Raw genomic sequence first — 15429 nt, 5'->3', positions numbered from 1 at the left:
TCGTCGCCCAGCAGCTCGTGCCGCTCATGGCGTCCTTCGACCGCCTCCTGGTAGGACTCGATCAACCGGCGTGCGTTGACGGGGGAGCGGAGCAGATAGGCCGTCTCCCGGAGGGCTTCGTATTCCTCTGCCGTTCAGCATTCGATGACGTTGACGGCCAGGCCGCCGCGCGAGGTCTCCTTGTACTTGTCGAGCATGTCCCGGCCGGTGTCGCGCATCGTCTTGATCGCTTTGTCAAGCGCCACGAAATGCCGGCCGTCGCCGCGAAGGGCGATCCTGGCCGCCGTGATCGCCTTGTTGGAGGCGACGGCGTTGCGTTCGATGCACGGGATCTGGACCAGGCCGCCGATCGGGTCGCAGGTCAGGCCCAGGTTGTGTTCGATACCGATCTCGGCGGCGTTCTCCACCTGCTCAGGCGTGCCGCCGAGGACCTCCGTGAGGCCGGCGGAGGCCATCGAGCAGGCGGAGCCGACCTCGCCCTGGCAGCCGACCTCGGCGCCCGAGATCGAGGCGTTCTCCTTGAACAGGACGCCGATCGCGGCGGCCGTCAGGAAGAAGCGGACCACGCCGTCGTCGTCGGCGTGGGGGACGAAACGGGTGTAGTACGAGAGGACGGAGGGGATGATGCCGGCGGCGCCGTTGGTGGGGGCGGTGACGATGCGGCCGCCCGCCGCGTTCTCCTCGTTGACCGCCAGTGCGAACAACGTCACCCAGTCCATGGCCTGCAACGGGTCCTTCTCGGCCGGTTCCGACTGCAGGCGGCGGTAGAGCTGGTTGGCGCGGCGCTTGACCTTGAGGCCGCCGGGGAGCACGCCCTCCTTGGCGATTCCGCGCCGCACGCATTCCGACATGACGCGCCACAGGTTGAGGATCCCCGCGCGGATCTCCTCTTCAGTGCGGCCGAAGGCCTTCTCGTTCTCCAGCATCAGGGCGGAGATCGACAGGCCCGTGTTGGAGCAGTGCTTGAGCAGCTCCTCGCCGGTGGTGAAGGGGTGGGGGAGCACGGTGTCGTCCGGCTTGATGCGGTCGGCGCCGGTGGCCTTCTCGTCCACGACGAAGCCGCCGCCGACCGAGAAGTAGACCTTCTCCCGGAGCTTCTCGCCTTCCGAGGTGTACGCGGTGAAGCGCATGCCGTTGGGGTGCTCGGGGAGCGAGATCTTGCGTTCGAAGACGAGGTCCTCGCCCACGACGAAGGGGATCTCGCGGACGCCGTACAGCTTGACCGTGCCCGACGCGCGCATCGCGGCCAGACGGTCCTCGATCGTTTCCACGTCCACGAGCTCGGGCTTCTCACCCGACAGGCCCAGCAGGACGGCCTTGTCGCTGCCGTGGCCCTTGCCGGTGAGGCCGAGGGAGCCGTACAGGATCGCCTCGACGCGCGCCACGCGCGGCAGGAGGCCGTCGTCGTGCAGGCCACGGGCGAACTTGTGCGCGGCCGCCATCGGGCCGCCCGTGTGGGAGCTGGAGGGGCCGATGCCTATTTTGAAGAGGTCGAAGACGCTGATCGCCATTGATGTGCGCCCTTCATCGCAAGGCCGGGGCCCGGTGCCGGGCCCCGGCGGGAATCTTTAGGACTCGCCGGAGGTGAGCGCCTTGTACTCCTCGGCGGACAGCAGGTCCTCCGGGTCACCTTCCATACGGACGCGGAACATCCAGCCCTCGCCGTACGGGTCGCTGTTGACGATCGACGGGTCGTCCGCGACGGTCTGGTTGACCTCGACGATCTCACCGCCGACCGGCGTGTAGATCTCGCTCACGGACTTGGTGGACTCCACCTCGCCGATGGAGTCGCCGGCCTCGACGACCGAACCGACCTCGGGGAGCTGCACGAAGACGACGTCACCAAGGGCCTCGGCGGCGTAGTCGGTGATGCCGACGGTCACGGTCAGCCCGTCGTCGACCCCGGCCACCCACTCGTGCTCCTTGGTGTAGCTCAGCTCGTCAGGGATGTTGCTCACTTCTTCCTCCTGTAAAAGGGCAGCTCAACCAGGTCCATAGGTTCATGGCTGCCCCGGATGTCCACAGCCAGGCCTGCTTCGACGCCGGTGTCGACGTAGGCCATCGCGATGGGCTTGCCCAGGGTCTGGGAAGGCGCACCGCTGGTGACCTCGCCGACGACGGCGCCGTCTTTGGTGACCGGGTAACCGTGGCGCGGCACCCGGCGGCCCTGCGCGACCAGGCCGACGAGGCGGCGCCGCGGCGTGTCGTCCTTGACCGCCTCGAGCGCCGACTTGCCGACGAAGTCGCCGGGCTTGTCGAATTTCACCACTCTGCCCAGTCCCGCGTCGAACGGAGTGAGTTCGGCGGTGAGCTCGTTGCCGTACAGCGGCATGCCGGCCTCCAGCCGGAGCGTGTCGCGGGCGGACAGGCCCGCGGGCTTGAGGCCGTACGGCTCGCCGGCCGCCATGAGGGCGTTCCAGAGGGGCACCGCGTCCTGGTTGGCGACGAAGAGCTCGAAGCCGTCCTCGCCGGTGTAGCCGGTGCGGGCGATGAGCGCCTGCCGGCCGTCCACCAGGCCGGGGAGACCCGTGTAGTACTTCAGCCCGCCGAGGTCGGCGTCGGTGAGCGTGGCGAGGATCTCCTGGGAGCGCGGCCCCTGGACGGCGATGAGCGCGTACTGGTCGGAGCGATCTTCGACGACCGCGTTGTACGCCTTCACGCGATTTTTTAGCTCATTTCCGACCATCTCGTAGTTCGAGGCGTTCGCCACCACCATGAACTCCTCGTCCCCGAGCCGGTAGACGATGAGGTCGTCGAGCACCCCGCCCCGCTCGTTCACGATCATGGTGTATCTGGCCCGTCCGGGCACCAGCGCCGACAGGTGGCCGACCAGCGCGTAGTCCAGCGCCTCCCCGGCCTGCGGCCCCGTCAGGAAGATCTCGCCCATGTGCGAGAGGTCGAACAGCCCGGCCGCCCCGCGGACGGCGTTGTGCTCCGCGGACTCGCTGCCGTACCGCAGGGGCATGAGCCACCCCGCGAAGTCGGTGAGCGTGGCGCCGAGGCTCTCGTGAACGTCTCGTAGCGGTGTCGGTCGGGACATTTGTCGCACCTCAGGACAGGGTCGGATGCCAGCATCCTCCCCCTCTGTCATCGATGCCTGAGAGCTTCGCCCGAGTTTTGCCGGACTTTCACCTTCGGCGAGGCCCACGGGCCTGCTTTCCAGAGGACACCTTCGAACAAGAAACCCGGCTCAGGCGGACTGTCGCCCTACCGTCGTGTGCGGCACGACCGTAGCGGCAGTCCACTCGGCAGATTTCTCATTCGACGTCCGTGCGGTCCTTTGCCTTGAGAGGTTCGCGGGGAGGGCTTGCTCCTTCAGGGACCCTGACCGGCTGTCAGAGTGCTCTCCCGCACGGTTTCGTCGGTGATGTCCGTCAGCCTAGTGCCGACATGGGCGTCTTGTCGCGTGCGGATCTTCCATGAACCGCTCGGGGAACTATGACGTCGATAGGGTATGAATCGGCGAACAGCGGCTCTCGGCCTGGCGGCCGCCCTGACGGTCACGTCCTGCGGCACCCAGGAGGCCGCTTCCCCCGCGCCGCCACCTCGCTACGAGGCGAGCCTGACGGTGCTCGAAGGCGGTGGGCACGGGCCGCAGCTGTGCGGGACGGTCCAGACGTCGGACCCGCCGCAGTGCGGTGGCCCTGATGTCGTCGGCTGGGACTGGAGCAAGGTGGAGCACGAGTCGCGGGCGGGTGTGAAGTGGGGCTCGTACCGGGTCGTCGGCACCTGGGACGGAGCCAGGCTGACGCTGACGGAGCCGCCGGGGGCGCCGGTGAAGGGCCAGGAGCAGCCTACGGGCGAGGACGGCTTCGCGAGCCCGTGTCCCGAGCCCGCGGGCGGCTGGCGACCCGTCGATCCCGCCAAGGCCACGCTGAAGGCCATGGAGAAGGCGATCGCGCGGGCCGGCACGGTCGCGGAGTTCGCCGGAGCGTGGCTCGACCAGAACTACCCCGGCCCGCCTCCGACGACCCGTGAGGAGATGGAGAAGCAGGGCAACGACCCGAAGCGGCTGGTGCTGAACCTCAAGTTCACCGGCGATCTGGCGGACCGCGAGGAGTGGATTCGCGAAGTGTGGGGCGGCGCGCTGTGCATCAGCGGCGCGCAACGGAGCGAGGGCGAGTTGCAGAAGACCCAGGAACAGGTCGTCAAGGACGTGGGCGACGGGTTCCTCTCGGCGTCGTCCAGCGTGACGCGGAACCGGGTGGAAGTGGAGGTCTGGCTGGCGACCGACGACCTGCGCCGCAGGACGGACGAGAAATACGGCAAGGGCGTCGTGGTGTTCGACAGCGTGCTGAAGCCGGTCGGATAGCTCAGCAGGCTGCCACGAGGGCCTCGAAGAGGGCGCAGTCCTCGGCCGCCTCCGGGTGCCACTGGACGGCCATCGTGAACGGTCCGGCGTCCAGCTCCACCGCCTCGATCGTGCCGTCCTCGGCGGTGGCGGAGACCGTGAGTCCGTCGGCGAGGCGGTCGACGGCCTGGTGGTGGTAGTGCGGGACCGTCACCGGTTCCGTGCCCAGCGTCTTGGCCAGGCGGGTGCCGGGCACGGGGATGACGGGCAGCGGGCCGAAGCGGCCGGGCGCGGGGGCGTGGCCCGCGTGCCCGACCACGTCGGGGAGGTGCTGGTGCAGCGTGCCGCCGAGGGCGACGTTGAGCACCTGCAGGCCGCGGCAGATCCCCAGGTAGGGCAGCTCGGCGTCGAGCGCCGCGGCCAGCACCGCAAACTCCGCCTCATCGCGAAATTTGCGGACATATCCGGACTTTTCGTGTGGCATTTCCCCGTACCTGGCCGGGTCGATGTCGCCACCGCCGGCCAGGATGAGCCCGTCCAGCCGCTCCACCAGCCGCGCGGGATCGCCGGCCGGCGGCAGCACGACGGGCTGCCCGCCGGCGCGTGCGACCTGCTCCACGTACATGTACGGCAGCAGCGCGACGGTCATGTCCTCCCACACCGTGAATGTGGCGGGCTCGACGTAACACGTGATGCCGATGACCGGACGCATGATTCCTCCTAGAGCGGCGTCACGTAGGCGCCGGAGATGCCTCCGTCCACCAGGAATTCGCTGGCGGTGATGAACGAGGCGTCGTCGCTGGCCAGGAACGCCACCGCCGCCGCGATCTCCGTGGCCTCGGCGAAGCGCCCCACGGGAACGTGCACGAGCCGCCGCTGCGCCCGCTCCGGGTCCTTCGCGAACAGCTCCTGCAGCAGGGGCGTGTTCACCGGCCCCGGGCACAGGGCGTTCACCCGGATGCCCTCCCTGGCGAACTGCACGCCCAGCTCGCGCGACATCGCCAGCACCCCGCCCTTGGAGGCGGTGTAGGAGATCTGCGACGTCGCCGACCCCATGACGGCCACGAAGGACGCGGTGTTGATGATCGAGCCCTTGCCCTGCCGCCGCATGTACGGGATGACGTGCTTGCAGCACAGGTAGACGCTGGTCAGATTGACCTCCTGGACGCGGCGCCAGGCGTCGATGCCGGTCTCCAGGATCGAGTCGTCGTCGGGCGGCGAGATGCCGGCGTTGTTGAAGGCGATGTCGACGCTCCCGTACGCGTCGTGCGCCGTCTCGTACATCCGGACGACGTCGTCCTCGCTGGTCACATCGGCCTTGACGAAGCGGCCGCCGACCTCGGCCGCGGCCTTGTTGCCCGCCTCCTCGTCGACGTCCACGCAGACGACCTTGGCGCCTTCGCCGGCGAACCTACGGGCCGTGGCCAGCCCGATGCCGCTGCCCGCGCCGGTGATGACCGCCACCCGATCCTGCAACCTCTGCACTGATTTCACTCCCTGCTCATTTGGTCGTTCACCACTCCTCATTCGCTTCGCGAAGTGCGTCGGGTTCACTCCCTGCTCATTGGGTCGTTCACCACTCCTCATTCGCTTCGCGAAGTCCCTCCTCCGTCGGGCCTTCACTCCGCTCACTGCGTCGGGTTCACTCCCAGGAGATGAAGACGTTCTTTGTCTCGGTGAACGCCGCCAGGGCGTCCGGGCCGAGCTCCCTGCCAAGGCCGGATTGCTTGAATCCGCCGAACGGGGTCCAGTAGCGCACCGACGAGTTGGAGTTCACCGAGAGCGCGCCCGACTCGACCGCCCTGGCCACGCGGAGCGCCCGCCCGACGTCGCGGGTCCAGATGGAGCCGCTCAGGCCGTACGGGGTGTCGTTGGCGATCCGCACGGCGTCCGCCTCGTCCTTGAACGCGGCCACCGACACCACGGGCCCGAAGATCTCCTCGGTGAACGCCCGGTCGGTGACGTCGGGGGTCAGCACGGTCGCCGGGAACCAGAAGCCCTTGCCCTGCGGGCAGGATCCCTGCAGGTAGGGGTCCTGGACGAAGCCGCGTACCCGTTCCAGGTGCTCGGCGCTGATCAGCGGGCCCATCTCGGTGCTCTCGTCGAGAGGGTCGCCGACCTTGACCGCCTGGACGGCGGGCGTGAGCAGCGCCATGAACTCGTCGTACACGTCGGCCTGGACCAGCAGCCTGGAGCGGGCGCAGCAGTCCTGGCCCGCGTTGTCGAACACGGAGTAGGGAGCGGCCTTTGCCGCCTTCTCCAGATCCGCGTCCGCGAAGACGATGTTCGCCGACTTGCCGCCGAGTTCGAGCGTGATGCGCTTGACGTGGGCCGCCGCCTTGGCGGCGATCTCCTTGCCGACCTCGGTCGAGCCGGTGAACACGATCTTGGCCACGTCCGGGTGCTCGACCAATCGGGCCCCCGCGACCTCCCCTGCCCCAGGCAGGACCTGGAGCACCCCCTCGGGGAGGCCCGCCGCCAGGGCCAGCTCGGCCAGCCTCAGCGCGGTCAGCGGAGTCCATTCCGCAGGCTTGACGATCACGGTGTTACCGGCCGCAAGCGCGGGGGCCAGGCCCCATGACATGATCAGCATGGGGAAGTTCCACGGCACGATGACGCCCACCACGCCCAGGGGTTCCTGGAACGTGATGTCCACGCCACCGGGCACCGGGATCTGCTTGCCGTGGTTGCGCTCGGGAGCGGCGGCGTAGAAATGCAGGACGTCGCGTACGGCGCCGGCCTCCCAGCGGGCGTTCCCGATGGTGTGCCCGGCGTTGGCCAGCTCCAGCCGCGCCAGTTCCTCGCCGTGCTCGCCCACCAGGTCGGCGAAGCGCCGCAGCAGCCGCGCCCGGTCGCCCGGGGCCACGTCGCGCCAGGCCGGGTACGCCTTCCTGGCACGCTCCACGGCCCGGTCGATCTCGGCCGCGTCGGCGAGCTCGACGTCGGCGAGCACCTCTTCGGTCGCCGGATTAACGATCTTCATGCTCACATCCGTTCGAAACCACGGAACAACTCCCAATCCGTCACCGCCGCGTCGAACGCGGCCAGCTCCACCCGCGCGTTGTTGGCGTAGTGCTCCACCACGTCCTCGCCGAACGCCTCGCGGGCCAGCTTCGAGCCTTCGAAGAGGGCGAGCGCGTCGCGCAGCGTGTGCGGCACGGTCTCGGCGCCCGAGGCGTAGGCGTTGCCCTCGTAGGGGTCCTCCAGCGGCAGCTCGTTGTCGATCCCGTGCAGCCCGGCCGCCACCAGCGCGGACACCGCCAGGTACGGGTTGACGTCGCCGCCCGGCACGCGGTTCTCCACGCGCAGCGAGTGCCCGTGGCCGACGAGCCGGAGCGCGCAGGTGCGGTTGTCGACGCCCCACTTGACGGCCGTCGGGGCGAAGCTGCCGGGGACGTAGCGCTTGTAGGAGTTGACGTTGGGGGCGTACATGAGGGTGAGCTCGCGCAGGCAGGCCTGCTGCCCGGCGATGAAGCGGGCGCCGAGCGGCGACAACCCGAACGGCCCCTCGCCGGCCATCACGGGATCCCCGTCCTGGCTGCGGACGGAGATGTGGATGTGGCAGGAGTTGCCCTCGCGGTGGTTCGGCTTGGCCATGAAGGTGATCGACTTGCCCTCCTGGGCGGCGATCTCCTTGGCTCCGTTCTTGTAGATCGAGTGGTTGTCGCAGGACTTGAGCGCCTCGTCGTAGCGGAAGGCGATCTCGTGCTGGCCCAGGTTGCACTCGCCCTTGGCGGACTCGACGTACAGGCCGGCGCCCTCCATGCCGAGCCTGATGCGGCGCAGGAGCGGCTCGATGCGGGCGGTGCCGAGGAGGGAGTAGTCGACGTTGTAGAGGTTCGCGGGCGACATATCGCGGTATGCCCGCTTCCATGCGTCCTCGTAGCTGTCCTCGTAGACGATGAACTCCAGCTCGGTGCCGACGTACGCGACCAGGCCCCGCTCGGACAGGCGGGCGAGCTGCCTGCGCAGGATCTGGCGGGGCGAGGCGGTCACGTCGCCGCCGCCCTCCCAGGCCAGGTCCGCCATCAGCATCGCGGTGCCCTCCTGCCACGGCACCCGGCGCAGCGTGCCGAGATCCGGTTTCATGACGAAGTCGCCGTACCCGCGATCCCAGGACGACATCGCGTATCCGGACACGGTGTTCATGTCGACGTCCACCGCGAGCAGGTAGTTGCAGCCCTCGGAGCCGTGGTCCACCACCTCGTCGAGAAAATAGCGCGCCGACAGCCTCTTGCCCTGCAACCTGCCCTGCATGTCGGCGATCGCCAGAAGGACCGTGTCGATCCGCCCGGCCGTCACCTCGTCACGCAGCTCTCCGACGGTCAGGAACCCATCTCTCACGTGACGTCGCTCCGATCTGGCTCGCGCACTTTCCCGTTGATTGGGCTAGTCTTAGACCATTGATGTGCATGGCGGGATCCCTTGTCAAGACCTGAGGACACGTTGGACGAGTCGGCGCGTTTGATGACGTTGTTGCGCCCGGTGCGGGCGGGCAACGCCTTCGAGGAAACCGTGGAGCGGCTGCTCCAGGCCATCAAGCTGGGAGTGGTGGCGCCGGGCGACAAGCTCCCCCCGGAGCGGGAGCTGGCCGTACAGCTCGGCATCAGCAGGGTGACGCTCCGCGAGGCGCTCCGGGCCCTGTCGGACGCGGGCTACCTCGACGTACGCAGGGGGCGGTACGGGGGAGCCTTCGTCACGTACGTGCCGCCGCAGCCGGACGCCGGCGACCTGCGCCAGGCGGTGGCGGAGATGGGCATGGACGACCTCGCGGACGCCCTCACGTTCCGGCTGGCGGTGGAGTGCGGTGCGGCCCAGGTGCTGGCCACGTCCGAGCTCACGGAGGAGAAGCGGGCCATGCTCGTCCGCAGGCTGGCGGACCTGAACGAGGCGTCGATCGAGGACTACCGCCGCCTCGACACGGCCTTCCACCTGTCCATCGCCGAGCTGACCGGCTCGACCCTGCTGGCCACGACCTGCGCGGACGCACGATCGCGGGTGAGCGACCTGCTGAACGCGATCCCGATGCTGCAGGTCAACCTGGACCACGCCGCCGTGCAGCACCAGGCCATCGTGGACGCCATCCTCGCCGGCGACCCGGACGCGGCCCGCCGCGCGATGACCGAGCACCTGGAGGGCACGGCCGCCCTGTTGCGGGCGTTCCTGTCCTGACACGATCCCGGCAAGCGCCCCGTACCATCATTTTGGGGCCATCGTTTGTTTGGGGTTATGGGGAACTGGTTTCAGCACAACATCATCGCCACAGGACGGCTACCGCTGTTCTGTTACTTCGTCACGCTCATCCTGGCCTTCGTCGCCACCCGCATCAACGTCCGCCTGATCAGGGCGAAGATCGGCTGGTTCAGGAACGTGAACGTGGGCGAGATGCACATCCACCACGTGGTGTTCGGCGTGGTGCTGATGCTGGTCGGAGGCGTGACCGGGCTCATCGTCTCGTCCGCCTCGCAGGCCGGATACGCGGTCGCGGCGTGCGTCTTCGGTGTCGGGTCGGCCTTAGTGCTGGACGAGTTCGCACTGATCCTGCATCTGCACGACGTGTACTGGGAGGAGGAGGGGCGGACGTCCGTCGACGCGGTGTTCATCGCGGTCGCCGTGACGGGCCTGCTCCTCATCGGCCTGCGCCCTCTGACGTGGGACTACGGCACCTGGGTCAGCCCGGCCGCGCTCATCGTGGCGAATCTGGCGCTGGCCGTGATCACGCTGCTCAAGGGCAAGATCTGGACCGGCATGGCCGGGCTCTTCGTGCCCCCGATGCTCCTGGTCGGCGCGATCCGGCTCGCACGGCCAGGGTCGCCGTGGGCTCACTGGTTCTTCGCCAAGCGGTCGCCTCGGAAGATGGCCCGGGCGATCCATCGTGAGGAACGCTGGCGGCGGCCGGTGATCCGGGTCAAGATCGCCTTCCAGGAGTTTCTCTCCGGGCGTCATGATCTGCCTTCCACGCGGCGTAGCCGTCGGCATACTTGAGGCATGGCACTTCCTTCGATCTATGAGGGGCTGGAAGAGAAGGTTCCCGACTCTCTGGACGATCTCCACGGCCCGGCTGAAGGCGTGGTGGCTCTGCCGCTGCACCTGGCATGGTCCGGGTTGACTGAGTTTGACCTGTCCAAGCCCGGGATTCGGATGGAGATGTATCGCACAGTGATCACCACTGGCCAGCGGGCCGACTATGAGACGTATTTGAACGCGGGTCACCTCACCGCCGACTGGCTGGTGCTGAGGAGAGGACTCGGACCGGGCTACCGTCATGCCTGGGAGAAGAAGCTCTCGCTGCCACGGGAGACATCCGCCTGATGCACTTTCCGCCCTTCCAAGAGCGGCTGCTGCATGCCGTGTTGCCTGTTTGCGAGCGCTACGGCCTGGTGCTTGCGGGTGGCTACGCGATCAAGGCCCACGGCTTCACCGACCGGCCGAGCAAGGACCTCGACTTCGCCACTGCCAAGGAGACGCCGCTGCCCGACGTGGCCGCTGGGGTTGTTGGAGCGTTCCAAAAAGCCGACTTAGAGGCGTCGATCATCGAAGTCACGCCACGTATGGGCCGTCTGATGGTTGAGGACATGGCGACCGGGGAAACCTGCGAGTTCGACCTCCTTCGCGAGGCGCTTCAGCAGGCGCCGATCACATGTGGCTCGCTGAAAGTGCTCGGTCTGGACGACGCTGTCGGGCTGAAAATGCGGGCCGTGCACGAGCGTAGTCTCGCTCGTGACATCATCGACATCGCCTCCGTGTCGCACCTGTACTCCTACCGCGAGCTCGAGCAGCTCGCCGCCATGCACCACGACTACTTCTCGATACATGAGCTACTCACGCGGCTGGAATATGTCGATCTCATGGACGACGAAGCGTTCGAGGCATATGGCGTCGTCGAGACGCAGATCAAGGAGATCCGCCGGTTCGCCCAGGGATGGGCAGCGGACATCAAGCTGCGGCGGGCCGATGACGGAGACGTGGACTACGACGCCGATGACGTGCCCGATATCGATTGATCTTCGCCTATCACCGGCGTGAGCAGCGGGCGCTTGGCGGTGCGTCCGTCGCCTGAGGAGCGGCCCAGCAGGCGGCGGCCGATCCACGGGCCCGCGAACGTGGCCAGCCACCGCACCTCCGTCGCCGTCGCCCGCCAGGCGGAAGGCGTGGGAAGCGCCGGGAGCGGGGCCATCCACGTGTCGTCGCTGCCCGGCAGACCCAGCGCGTGCGCGACCCCGGCGGCGAAGCGGTCGTGACCCTCCGGGCTGGCGTGCAGCCGGTCCACGCTCCACATCCTGGCGTCGGTGACGTACGCGAGCGGGTACGTGTCGATCAACGTGACGCCATGGCGCGCGGCGGCGTCCCGGATGCGGGCGTTGAGGTCGAGCACCCTGGGCCGGAACCGGCGGGCCAGGGGCGCGATCGCGCCGATGTCGGGGAAGGTCACGGTGATCACCTGCGTACCCGCGCCGGTCAGTGCCTCGTACATCTCCTCCAGCACCGCGCTCACCGCGGCGGCGTCGAAACCCGGCCGGATCAGGTCGTTCATGCCCGCCATGACCGTGGCCAGGTCGGGACGCAGCTCCAGGGCGACCGGCAGCTGCTCGTCGCGGATCTGGACGGCCCGGCGGCCCCGGACCGCGAGGTTGGCGTAGAGCAGGCCGGGGTTGGCACGGGCCAGGTGCTCGGCGAGGCGGTCGGCCCAGCCGCGGTGGCCGCGGACGTCGTCGCCGTCGCCGAGGCCCTCCGTCTGGCTGTCGCCGAGCGCGACGTAACGGGCGTACATCAGGGCAGCTCCCTTCCGGCATGGGCGGCGGTGCGCTCGCTCAGCGTCCGCGCCGTCCGCAGGCACCAATCGCGCATCTCCCGCTCCAGCCGGCATCCGGCCAGGCAGGACAGGTACGGGCCGACGCGGTCCCCCTCGCGCAGGAACGTCTTCTCGTCGAGGTCGCCGCGCAGGCGGATGAGCATCTTCTCGAACAGGGCGAGCTTGGCCGCCGCCGCCTCCGCCCGCTCGTGGAGCTGGGCGATCACGGGGGCGGGGTCGAGCCGGTCGACGGCGTGGACGCGGACGGCCAGGTCGTCGCGGATGAGCAGCGGCTTGGGCGGGGCCGCGGCGAAGGCCGTCAGCTCTTCCACGCCGGTTTCGGTGACCTTGAAGACCCGCTTGTTGGGGCGGCCGTGCTGGACCACCTCGCGGCCCGCCACCAGGCCGTCCGTCTCCAGCCTGGTCAGCTCGGCGTAGAGCTGCTGCGGGGCGGCGTACCAGAAATTGGAGACACCCACGTCGAAGATCTTGGTGAGCTGGTAGCCGCTGTACTCGCCGTCGAGGAGAGCGGCGAGGACGGCGTGTCGGAGGGCCATTCGCTAGTCATGTCCGTGAGTAATCATGGACATGACTATAGGGCAGCCACCGAGCGGAGGACCAGGCCCGTGCCCAGCAGCACCACCATCGCGGCCGTTCCCAACGGGGCCAGGCCGGACACCCTGGCGGCCAGGCGGCGGCCCGCCGAGGCGCGCTGTTCCAGGCGGTCGACGAGCTTGACCAGGAGCAGGCCTGTGACGGTCAGGGTGGCGGCCATGCCGATTCCGTAGGCGGTGACCAGTGCCACGCCGAACCAGGTGCGGCCGAGCGCGATGGCGCCGAGGAGGACGATCAGGGCTGACGGGCTGGGGACGAGGCCCCCCGCCACGCCGAGACCCACCAGGCCGCCACGCTTGTTCTCACCGACGTGCCCGTGCCCGTGCCCGTGCCCGTGCCCGTGCCCGTGCCCGTGCCCGTGCCCGTGCCCATGCCCATGCCCATGCCCGTGCCCATGCCCGTGGTCGTGGCGGCGGTCGTGGAGGGAGCCGCGGCGGGCGTTCAGCAGGAGGCGGAGGCCGATGACGGCGATCAGGACGCCGCTGACGACGCCAAGCCAGGACAGCACCGACTCCCCGGCCAGCGTCGTGAACACCGTCAGCAGCAGCCCCACCACGAGCACCCCGGCCGTGTGCGTGGCCGTCACCGTCGCGCCCACCACGAGCGCGTCGCGGGGGCGCCCGCGCCGCCCGGCCAGGTACGCCGCCATGATCGTCTTGCCGTGCCCGGGGATCAGCGCGTGCCCGGCCCCCAGCACCATGGCCAGCCCGACGGCCAGCAGCCCGAGCGGCACCGTCAGCGAGTCCGAGCCGACCAGCTCCGTGAACGTCCGATCCAGGGCGGCCAGCGCGTCACCGATGGGCCCGCCGATCCCGATCCCGCCGGGCGCGGCGGCGCCGCCCGTGCCCGGCCCGCCGGACGCGGCCAGGCCGCCGCCCGGTCCGGACACGGTCATCGTGGCGGTGCGCTGGTCGAGCGGGTCGGCCAGCAGGTCGTCGGGGTACGCCCGCAGCTCCCGGCTAACGCTCACGGCGGGAACCGAGGAGCCGATCAGGCGTACCCCGTCTCCGACGGCGGTGATCTCGCGCCAGCCGATCCTGTCCTGCTCGAACCCGTCGGTGAACTCCACGGCGCCCGCGGCGCGGACTCCGGCCACGAGCCGGCAGGTCAGGCGGCTGGTCTGAAGACCCCCTTCGCCGGGGGTGTAGGCGAACTCGGAGCCCGCCACCCGCCACGGCACCGCCTTGCCCGCGACCTTGAGCGGCTGCGCGGCGGCCAGGGCGGCACAGCGGCGGGCCGGGTACCCGGCGTCGACCTGCGGCCTGGCCTGCAGGGTCGGCAGCTCGGCCAGGTCCACGACGGCGAGGTTGCGCACCTCGGACGGGGTGAACCGCAGGCCGTTGTAGTGGTTGACGGTGAACCTGCCGTTCGGGTGCGCCGCCGACGCCTGTGCCGGGTCCGCGAGCAGGAGCGACAGCAGGAGGGCCGCCAGGGCGGACAGCAGGCCGAGCCGGACCGTTCTCATGAGAACCTCGCCAGGGCGGGCAGGGACGGATCGAAGGCGGGGTCGACGCGTGCCGGTCGGCCGAGCGCCCGCTCGATCACGGCGCGGTGGTAGGCGAGCAGCGGGTTGCGCCAGCCGGTGGAGGTGGCCTTCTTCGCGTACGGCAGCGCCTCGGCCGGCTTGCCGGCCTTGCACAGCGCCCAGGCCAGGGCGTCGGCGGCGACGAGGTTGGGGTTGCGGTCGTACTCGGCCCTGGCGTGCTTGACCGCCTGAGCCGGATTCCCGTGGTCGGCCTCGAACTCGGCCCACGTCAGGTCGTCCCGCACGCCCGCGGCCTCGAACAGCGTGCGCTGCGCCTTGAGCAGCGTCCAGTCGGCCTGCTGCCCGGCCTTGAGCTTGGTCTCGCCCTGCTCGATGAGGTACTGGGGGAGCGGGAGCCGTTCGACCACTCGCTCGTAGATGTCGAGCGCCTCGGTCAGGCGGCCGCCGAGCGCCGCCACCCTGGCCTGGCCCGCGAGGGCCGGCGTGTAGGCGGGGTAGGCCTGCAGAGCCTTGGTGTACCAGTCCTGCGCCGTGGCCAGGTCGCCGGCGTGCAGCGCCAGCTCGCCCAGGTAGTAGCGGGTGTAAGCGCTGTCGGCCGGTTGCCAGGCGTCCTTGTGCGCCAGCTCCAGGTATTTACGGGCCCCGTTCTGGTCGCCGCGCAGCTCGGCGGCGTAGGAGGCGCGGGCGAACGCCGCCACTCCCGGGCGCAGGTCCAGCATCTTGGTCACCGCACGCTCGGCGTCGCGCAGGTCCCCGAGCTGCGTCTTCGCATCGGCCAGCACGCCGTAGGCATTGGCGCCGTACGGGTTGGCGTCGATGGCGCGTTCGGCAAGCCGTACCGCGTCGGTGAACTCGTGGCGGCCCGCGGCCAGCGCCGCCTGGCCGGTGAGCACCGCGTCGTCGTCCGCCTTCAGCTTGGCGGCGGTGTCGAGCGCGCCCTCCGCCTTGGCGTAGTACGACGGGTCGCCGGTGATCCGGGCCTGGTCCACGTACTGGGAGGCGAGCTCGGCCCAGCTGCGGTAGTCGCCAGGCAGGCGCTTGAGACGCTCCTGGAGCGTCTCGGTGACGGGCTCGGCCGCCGCCTGCTGCTCGGCGGGCGCCGCGGAGAAGGAGAAGATCGTAAAGATCATTGCCCCTACGAGGGCTAATCCGGCGAATATCGCGAACGTGCGCATGTCGAAGACTCCAGAGCTGGGTGGTCGGGCCGGCCGGCCGTGACGGGGAGCACGGCCGGCCGGCCCTCTC

The 15429-nt window shown here is 69.5% G+C and carries 16 protein-coding genes and 2 riboswitches; of the genes, 5 read left to right on the top strand and 11 right to left on the bottom strand.

Annotated elements, in window-relative coordinates; all coding sequences use genetic code 11:
* Nucleotides 1-134 precede the first annotated feature (134 nt).
* The 3 genes from ACIBX3_RS00860 to gcvT are packed head-to-tail and all read right to left on the bottom strand — an operon-like array spanning nucleotide 135 to nucleotide 3040.
* Complete coding sequence (locus ACIBX3_RS00860; protein WP_397111696.1) at nucleotides 135-1511, bottom strand: L-serine ammonia-lyase; 1377 nt, start codon at nucleotides 1509-1511, stop codon at nucleotides 135-137.
* Nucleotides 1512-1568: 57 nt separating this feature from the next.
* Nucleotides 1569-1958: a glycine cleavage system protein GcvH gene (gene gcvH / locus ACIBX3_RS00855; RefSeq protein WP_397111694.1), complete on the bottom strand. Its 390-nt coding sequence runs from the start codon at nucleotides 1956-1958 to the stop codon at nucleotides 1569-1571.
* The gene (gcvT, locus tag ACIBX3_RS00850) at nucleotides 1955-3040 is read right to left on the bottom strand and encodes a glycine cleavage system aminomethyltransferase GcvT (RefSeq protein ID WP_397111692.1); all 1086 of its coding nucleotides are present in this window, start codon (nucleotides 3038-3040) and stop codon (nucleotides 1955-1957) included. Before gcvT ends, gcvH begins: the two co-directional genes overlap by 4 nt.
* Nucleotides 3041-3074: 34 nt before the next feature.
* Nucleotides 3075-3173: riboswitch (glycine riboswitch) on the bottom strand.
* 90 nt (nucleotides 3174-3263) lie between these two features.
* Nucleotides 3264-3361, bottom strand: a riboswitch (glycine riboswitch).
* 93 nt (nucleotides 3362-3454) lie between these two features.
* Between gcvT and ACIBX3_RS00845 the strand changes: the two genes are divergently transcribed.
* Nucleotides 3455-4312, top strand: coding sequence for a hypothetical protein (locus ACIBX3_RS00845; protein ID WP_397111690.1), 858 nt, complete (start codon nucleotides 3455-3457; stop codon nucleotides 4310-4312).
* Nucleotide 4313: 1 nt separating this feature from the next.
* On the opposite strand, the gene ACIBX3_RS00840 is transcribed toward ACIBX3_RS00845, so the two are convergent.
* From ACIBX3_RS00840 to ACIBX3_RS00825, 4 genes are all read right to left on the bottom strand, one after another.
* Entirely contained in the window at nucleotides 4314-5003 is a 690-nt protein-coding gene (locus tag ACIBX3_RS00840) for a gamma-glutamyl-gamma-aminobutyrate hydrolase family protein (RefSeq protein WP_397111688.1), read from the bottom strand.
* Nucleotides 5004-5011: 8 nt separating this feature from the next.
* The gene (locus ACIBX3_RS00835) at nucleotides 5012-5818 is read right to left on the bottom strand and encodes a 3-oxoacyl-ACP reductase (RefSeq protein ID WP_397113349.1); all 807 of its coding nucleotides are present in this window, start codon (nucleotides 5816-5818) and stop codon (nucleotides 5012-5014) included.
* Between the two features lie 115 nt (nucleotides 5819-5933).
* A complete protein-coding gene (locus ACIBX3_RS00830; RefSeq protein ID WP_397111686.1) occupies nucleotides 5934-7274 on the bottom strand; it encodes an aldehyde dehydrogenase family protein in 1341 nt (446 codons plus the stop codon).
* Nucleotides 7275-7276: 2 nt separating this feature from the next.
* Nucleotides 7277-8635, bottom strand: a complete 1359-nt coding sequence (locus ACIBX3_RS00825) for a glutamine synthetase family protein (protein ID WP_397111684.1) — start codon at nucleotides 8633-8635, stop codon at nucleotides 7277-7279.
* A gap of 123 nt (nucleotides 8636-8758) precedes the next feature.
* On the opposite strand from ACIBX3_RS00825, the gene ACIBX3_RS00820 reads away from it, so the two are divergent.
* The 4 genes from ACIBX3_RS00820 to ACIBX3_RS00805 are packed head-to-tail and all read left to right on the top strand — an operon-like array spanning nucleotide 8759 to nucleotide 11295.
* Nucleotides 8759-9463, top strand: a complete 705-nt coding sequence (locus ACIBX3_RS00820; RefSeq protein WP_397111682.1) for a FadR/GntR family transcriptional regulator — start codon at nucleotides 8759-8761, stop codon at nucleotides 9461-9463.
* 57 nt (nucleotides 9464-9520) lie between these two features.
* A complete protein-coding gene (locus ACIBX3_RS00815) occupies nucleotides 9521-10276 on the top strand; it encodes a hypothetical protein (RefSeq protein WP_397111680.1) in 756 nt (251 codons plus the stop codon).
* Nucleotides 10277-10279: 3 nt separating this feature from the next.
* Nucleotides 10280-10603: a hypothetical protein gene (locus tag ACIBX3_RS00810; RefSeq protein WP_397111678.1), complete on the top strand. Its 324-nt coding sequence runs from the start codon at nucleotides 10280-10282 to the stop codon at nucleotides 10601-10603.
* The gene (locus ACIBX3_RS00805; protein WP_397111676.1) at nucleotides 10603-11295 is read left to right on the top strand and encodes a nucleotidyl transferase AbiEii/AbiGii toxin family protein; all 693 of its coding nucleotides are present in this window, start codon (nucleotides 10603-10605) and stop codon (nucleotides 11293-11295) included. Before ACIBX3_RS00810 ends, ACIBX3_RS00805 begins: the two co-directional genes overlap by 1 nt.
* Here ACIBX3_RS00805 and ACIBX3_RS00800 read toward each other — a convergent pair.
* From ACIBX3_RS00800 to ACIBX3_RS00785, 4 genes are read right to left on the bottom strand one after another with little or no spacing between them, the layout of a single operon-like run.
* A complete protein-coding gene (locus ACIBX3_RS00800; RefSeq protein ID WP_397111674.1) occupies nucleotides 11262-12062 on the bottom strand; it encodes an SGNH/GDSL hydrolase family protein in 801 nt (266 codons plus the stop codon). The genes ACIBX3_RS00805 and ACIBX3_RS00800 overlap by 34 nt on opposite strands.
* Nucleotides 12062-12640, bottom strand: coding sequence for a PadR family transcriptional regulator (locus tag ACIBX3_RS00795; protein WP_397111672.1), 579 nt, complete (start codon nucleotides 12638-12640; stop codon nucleotides 12062-12064). Before ACIBX3_RS00795 ends, ACIBX3_RS00800 begins: the two co-directional genes overlap by 1 nt.
* A 35-nt stretch (nucleotides 12641-12675) precedes the next feature.
* On the bottom strand, nucleotides 12676-14163 hold the full coding sequence (locus tag ACIBX3_RS00790) for a nickel/cobalt transporter (RefSeq protein ID WP_397111671.1): 1488 nt from the start codon (nucleotides 14161-14163) through the stop codon (nucleotides 12676-12678).
* The gene (locus ACIBX3_RS00785) at nucleotides 14160-15314 is read right to left on the bottom strand and encodes a tetratricopeptide repeat protein (RefSeq protein ID WP_397111669.1); all 1155 of its coding nucleotides are present in this window, start codon (nucleotides 15312-15314) and stop codon (nucleotides 14160-14162) included. The genes ACIBX3_RS00790 and ACIBX3_RS00785 overlap by 4 nt, the downstream gene beginning before the upstream one ends.
* Nucleotides 15315-15429 lie beyond the last annotated feature (115 nt).

The organism is Nonomuraea sp. NPDC049480, assembly GCF_044465905.1.
Classification (GTDB): Bacteria; Actinomycetota; Actinomycetes; order Streptosporangiales; family Streptosporangiaceae; genus Nonomuraea.
Note: the sequence above shows the minus strand (reverse complement) of the source record. Positions and strands in the feature narration are given on the sequence as shown.

Excerpts from the sequence above, each read along its gene's own strand:
- ACIBX3_RS00860 (WP_397111696.1), bottom strand. The coding sequence starts at position 1,511 with ATGGCGATCAGCGTCTTCGACCTCTTCAAAATAGGCATCGGCCCCTCC.
- gcvT (WP_397111692.1), bottom strand. The coding sequence starts at position 3,040 with ATGTCCCGACCGACACCGCTACGAGACGTTCACGAGAGCCTCGGCGCC.
- ACIBX3_RS00845 (WP_397111690.1), top strand. The coding sequence starts at position 3,455 with ATGAATCGGCGAACAGCGGCTCTCGGCCTGGCGGCCGCCCTGACGGTC.
- ACIBX3_RS00840 (WP_397111688.1), bottom strand. The coding sequence starts at position 5,003 with ATGCGTCCGGTCATCGGCATCACGTGTTACGTCGAGCCCGCCACATTC.
- ACIBX3_RS00835 (WP_397113349.1), bottom strand. The coding sequence starts at position 5,818 with ATGAGGAGTGGTGAACGACCAAATGAGCAGGGAGTGAAATCAGTGCAG.
- ACIBX3_RS00830 (WP_397111686.1), bottom strand. The coding sequence starts at position 7,274 with ATGAAGATCGTTAATCCGGCGACCGAAGAGGTGCTCGCCGACGTCGAG.
- ACIBX3_RS00820 (WP_397111682.1), top strand. The coding sequence starts at position 8,759 with ATGACGTTGTTGCGCCCGGTGCGGGCGGGCAACGCCTTCGAGGAAACC.
- ACIBX3_RS00815 (WP_397111680.1), top strand. The coding sequence starts at position 9,521 with ATGGGGAACTGGTTTCAGCACAACATCATCGCCACAGGACGGCTACCG.
- ACIBX3_RS00810 (WP_397111678.1), top strand. The coding sequence starts at position 10,280 with ATGGCACTTCCTTCGATCTATGAGGGGCTGGAAGAGAAGGTTCCCGAC.
- ACIBX3_RS00805 (WP_397111676.1), top strand. The coding sequence starts at position 10,603 with ATGCACTTTCCGCCCTTCCAAGAGCGGCTGCTGCATGCCGTGTTGCCT.
- ACIBX3_RS00800 (WP_397111674.1), bottom strand. The coding sequence starts at position 12,062 with ATGTACGCCCGTTACGTCGCGCTCGGCGACAGCCAGACGGAGGGCCTC.
- ACIBX3_RS00795 (WP_397111672.1), bottom strand. The coding sequence starts at position 12,640 with ATGGCCCTCCGACACGCCGTCCTCGCCGCTCTCCTCGACGGCGAGTAC.
- ACIBX3_RS00790 (WP_397111671.1), bottom strand. The coding sequence starts at position 14,163 with ATGAGAACGGTCCGGCTCGGCCTGCTGTCCGCCCTGGCGGCCCTCCTG.
- ACIBX3_RS00785 (WP_397111669.1), bottom strand. The coding sequence starts at position 15,314 with ATGATCTTTACGATCTTCTCCTTCTCCGCGGCGCCCGCCGAGCAGCAG.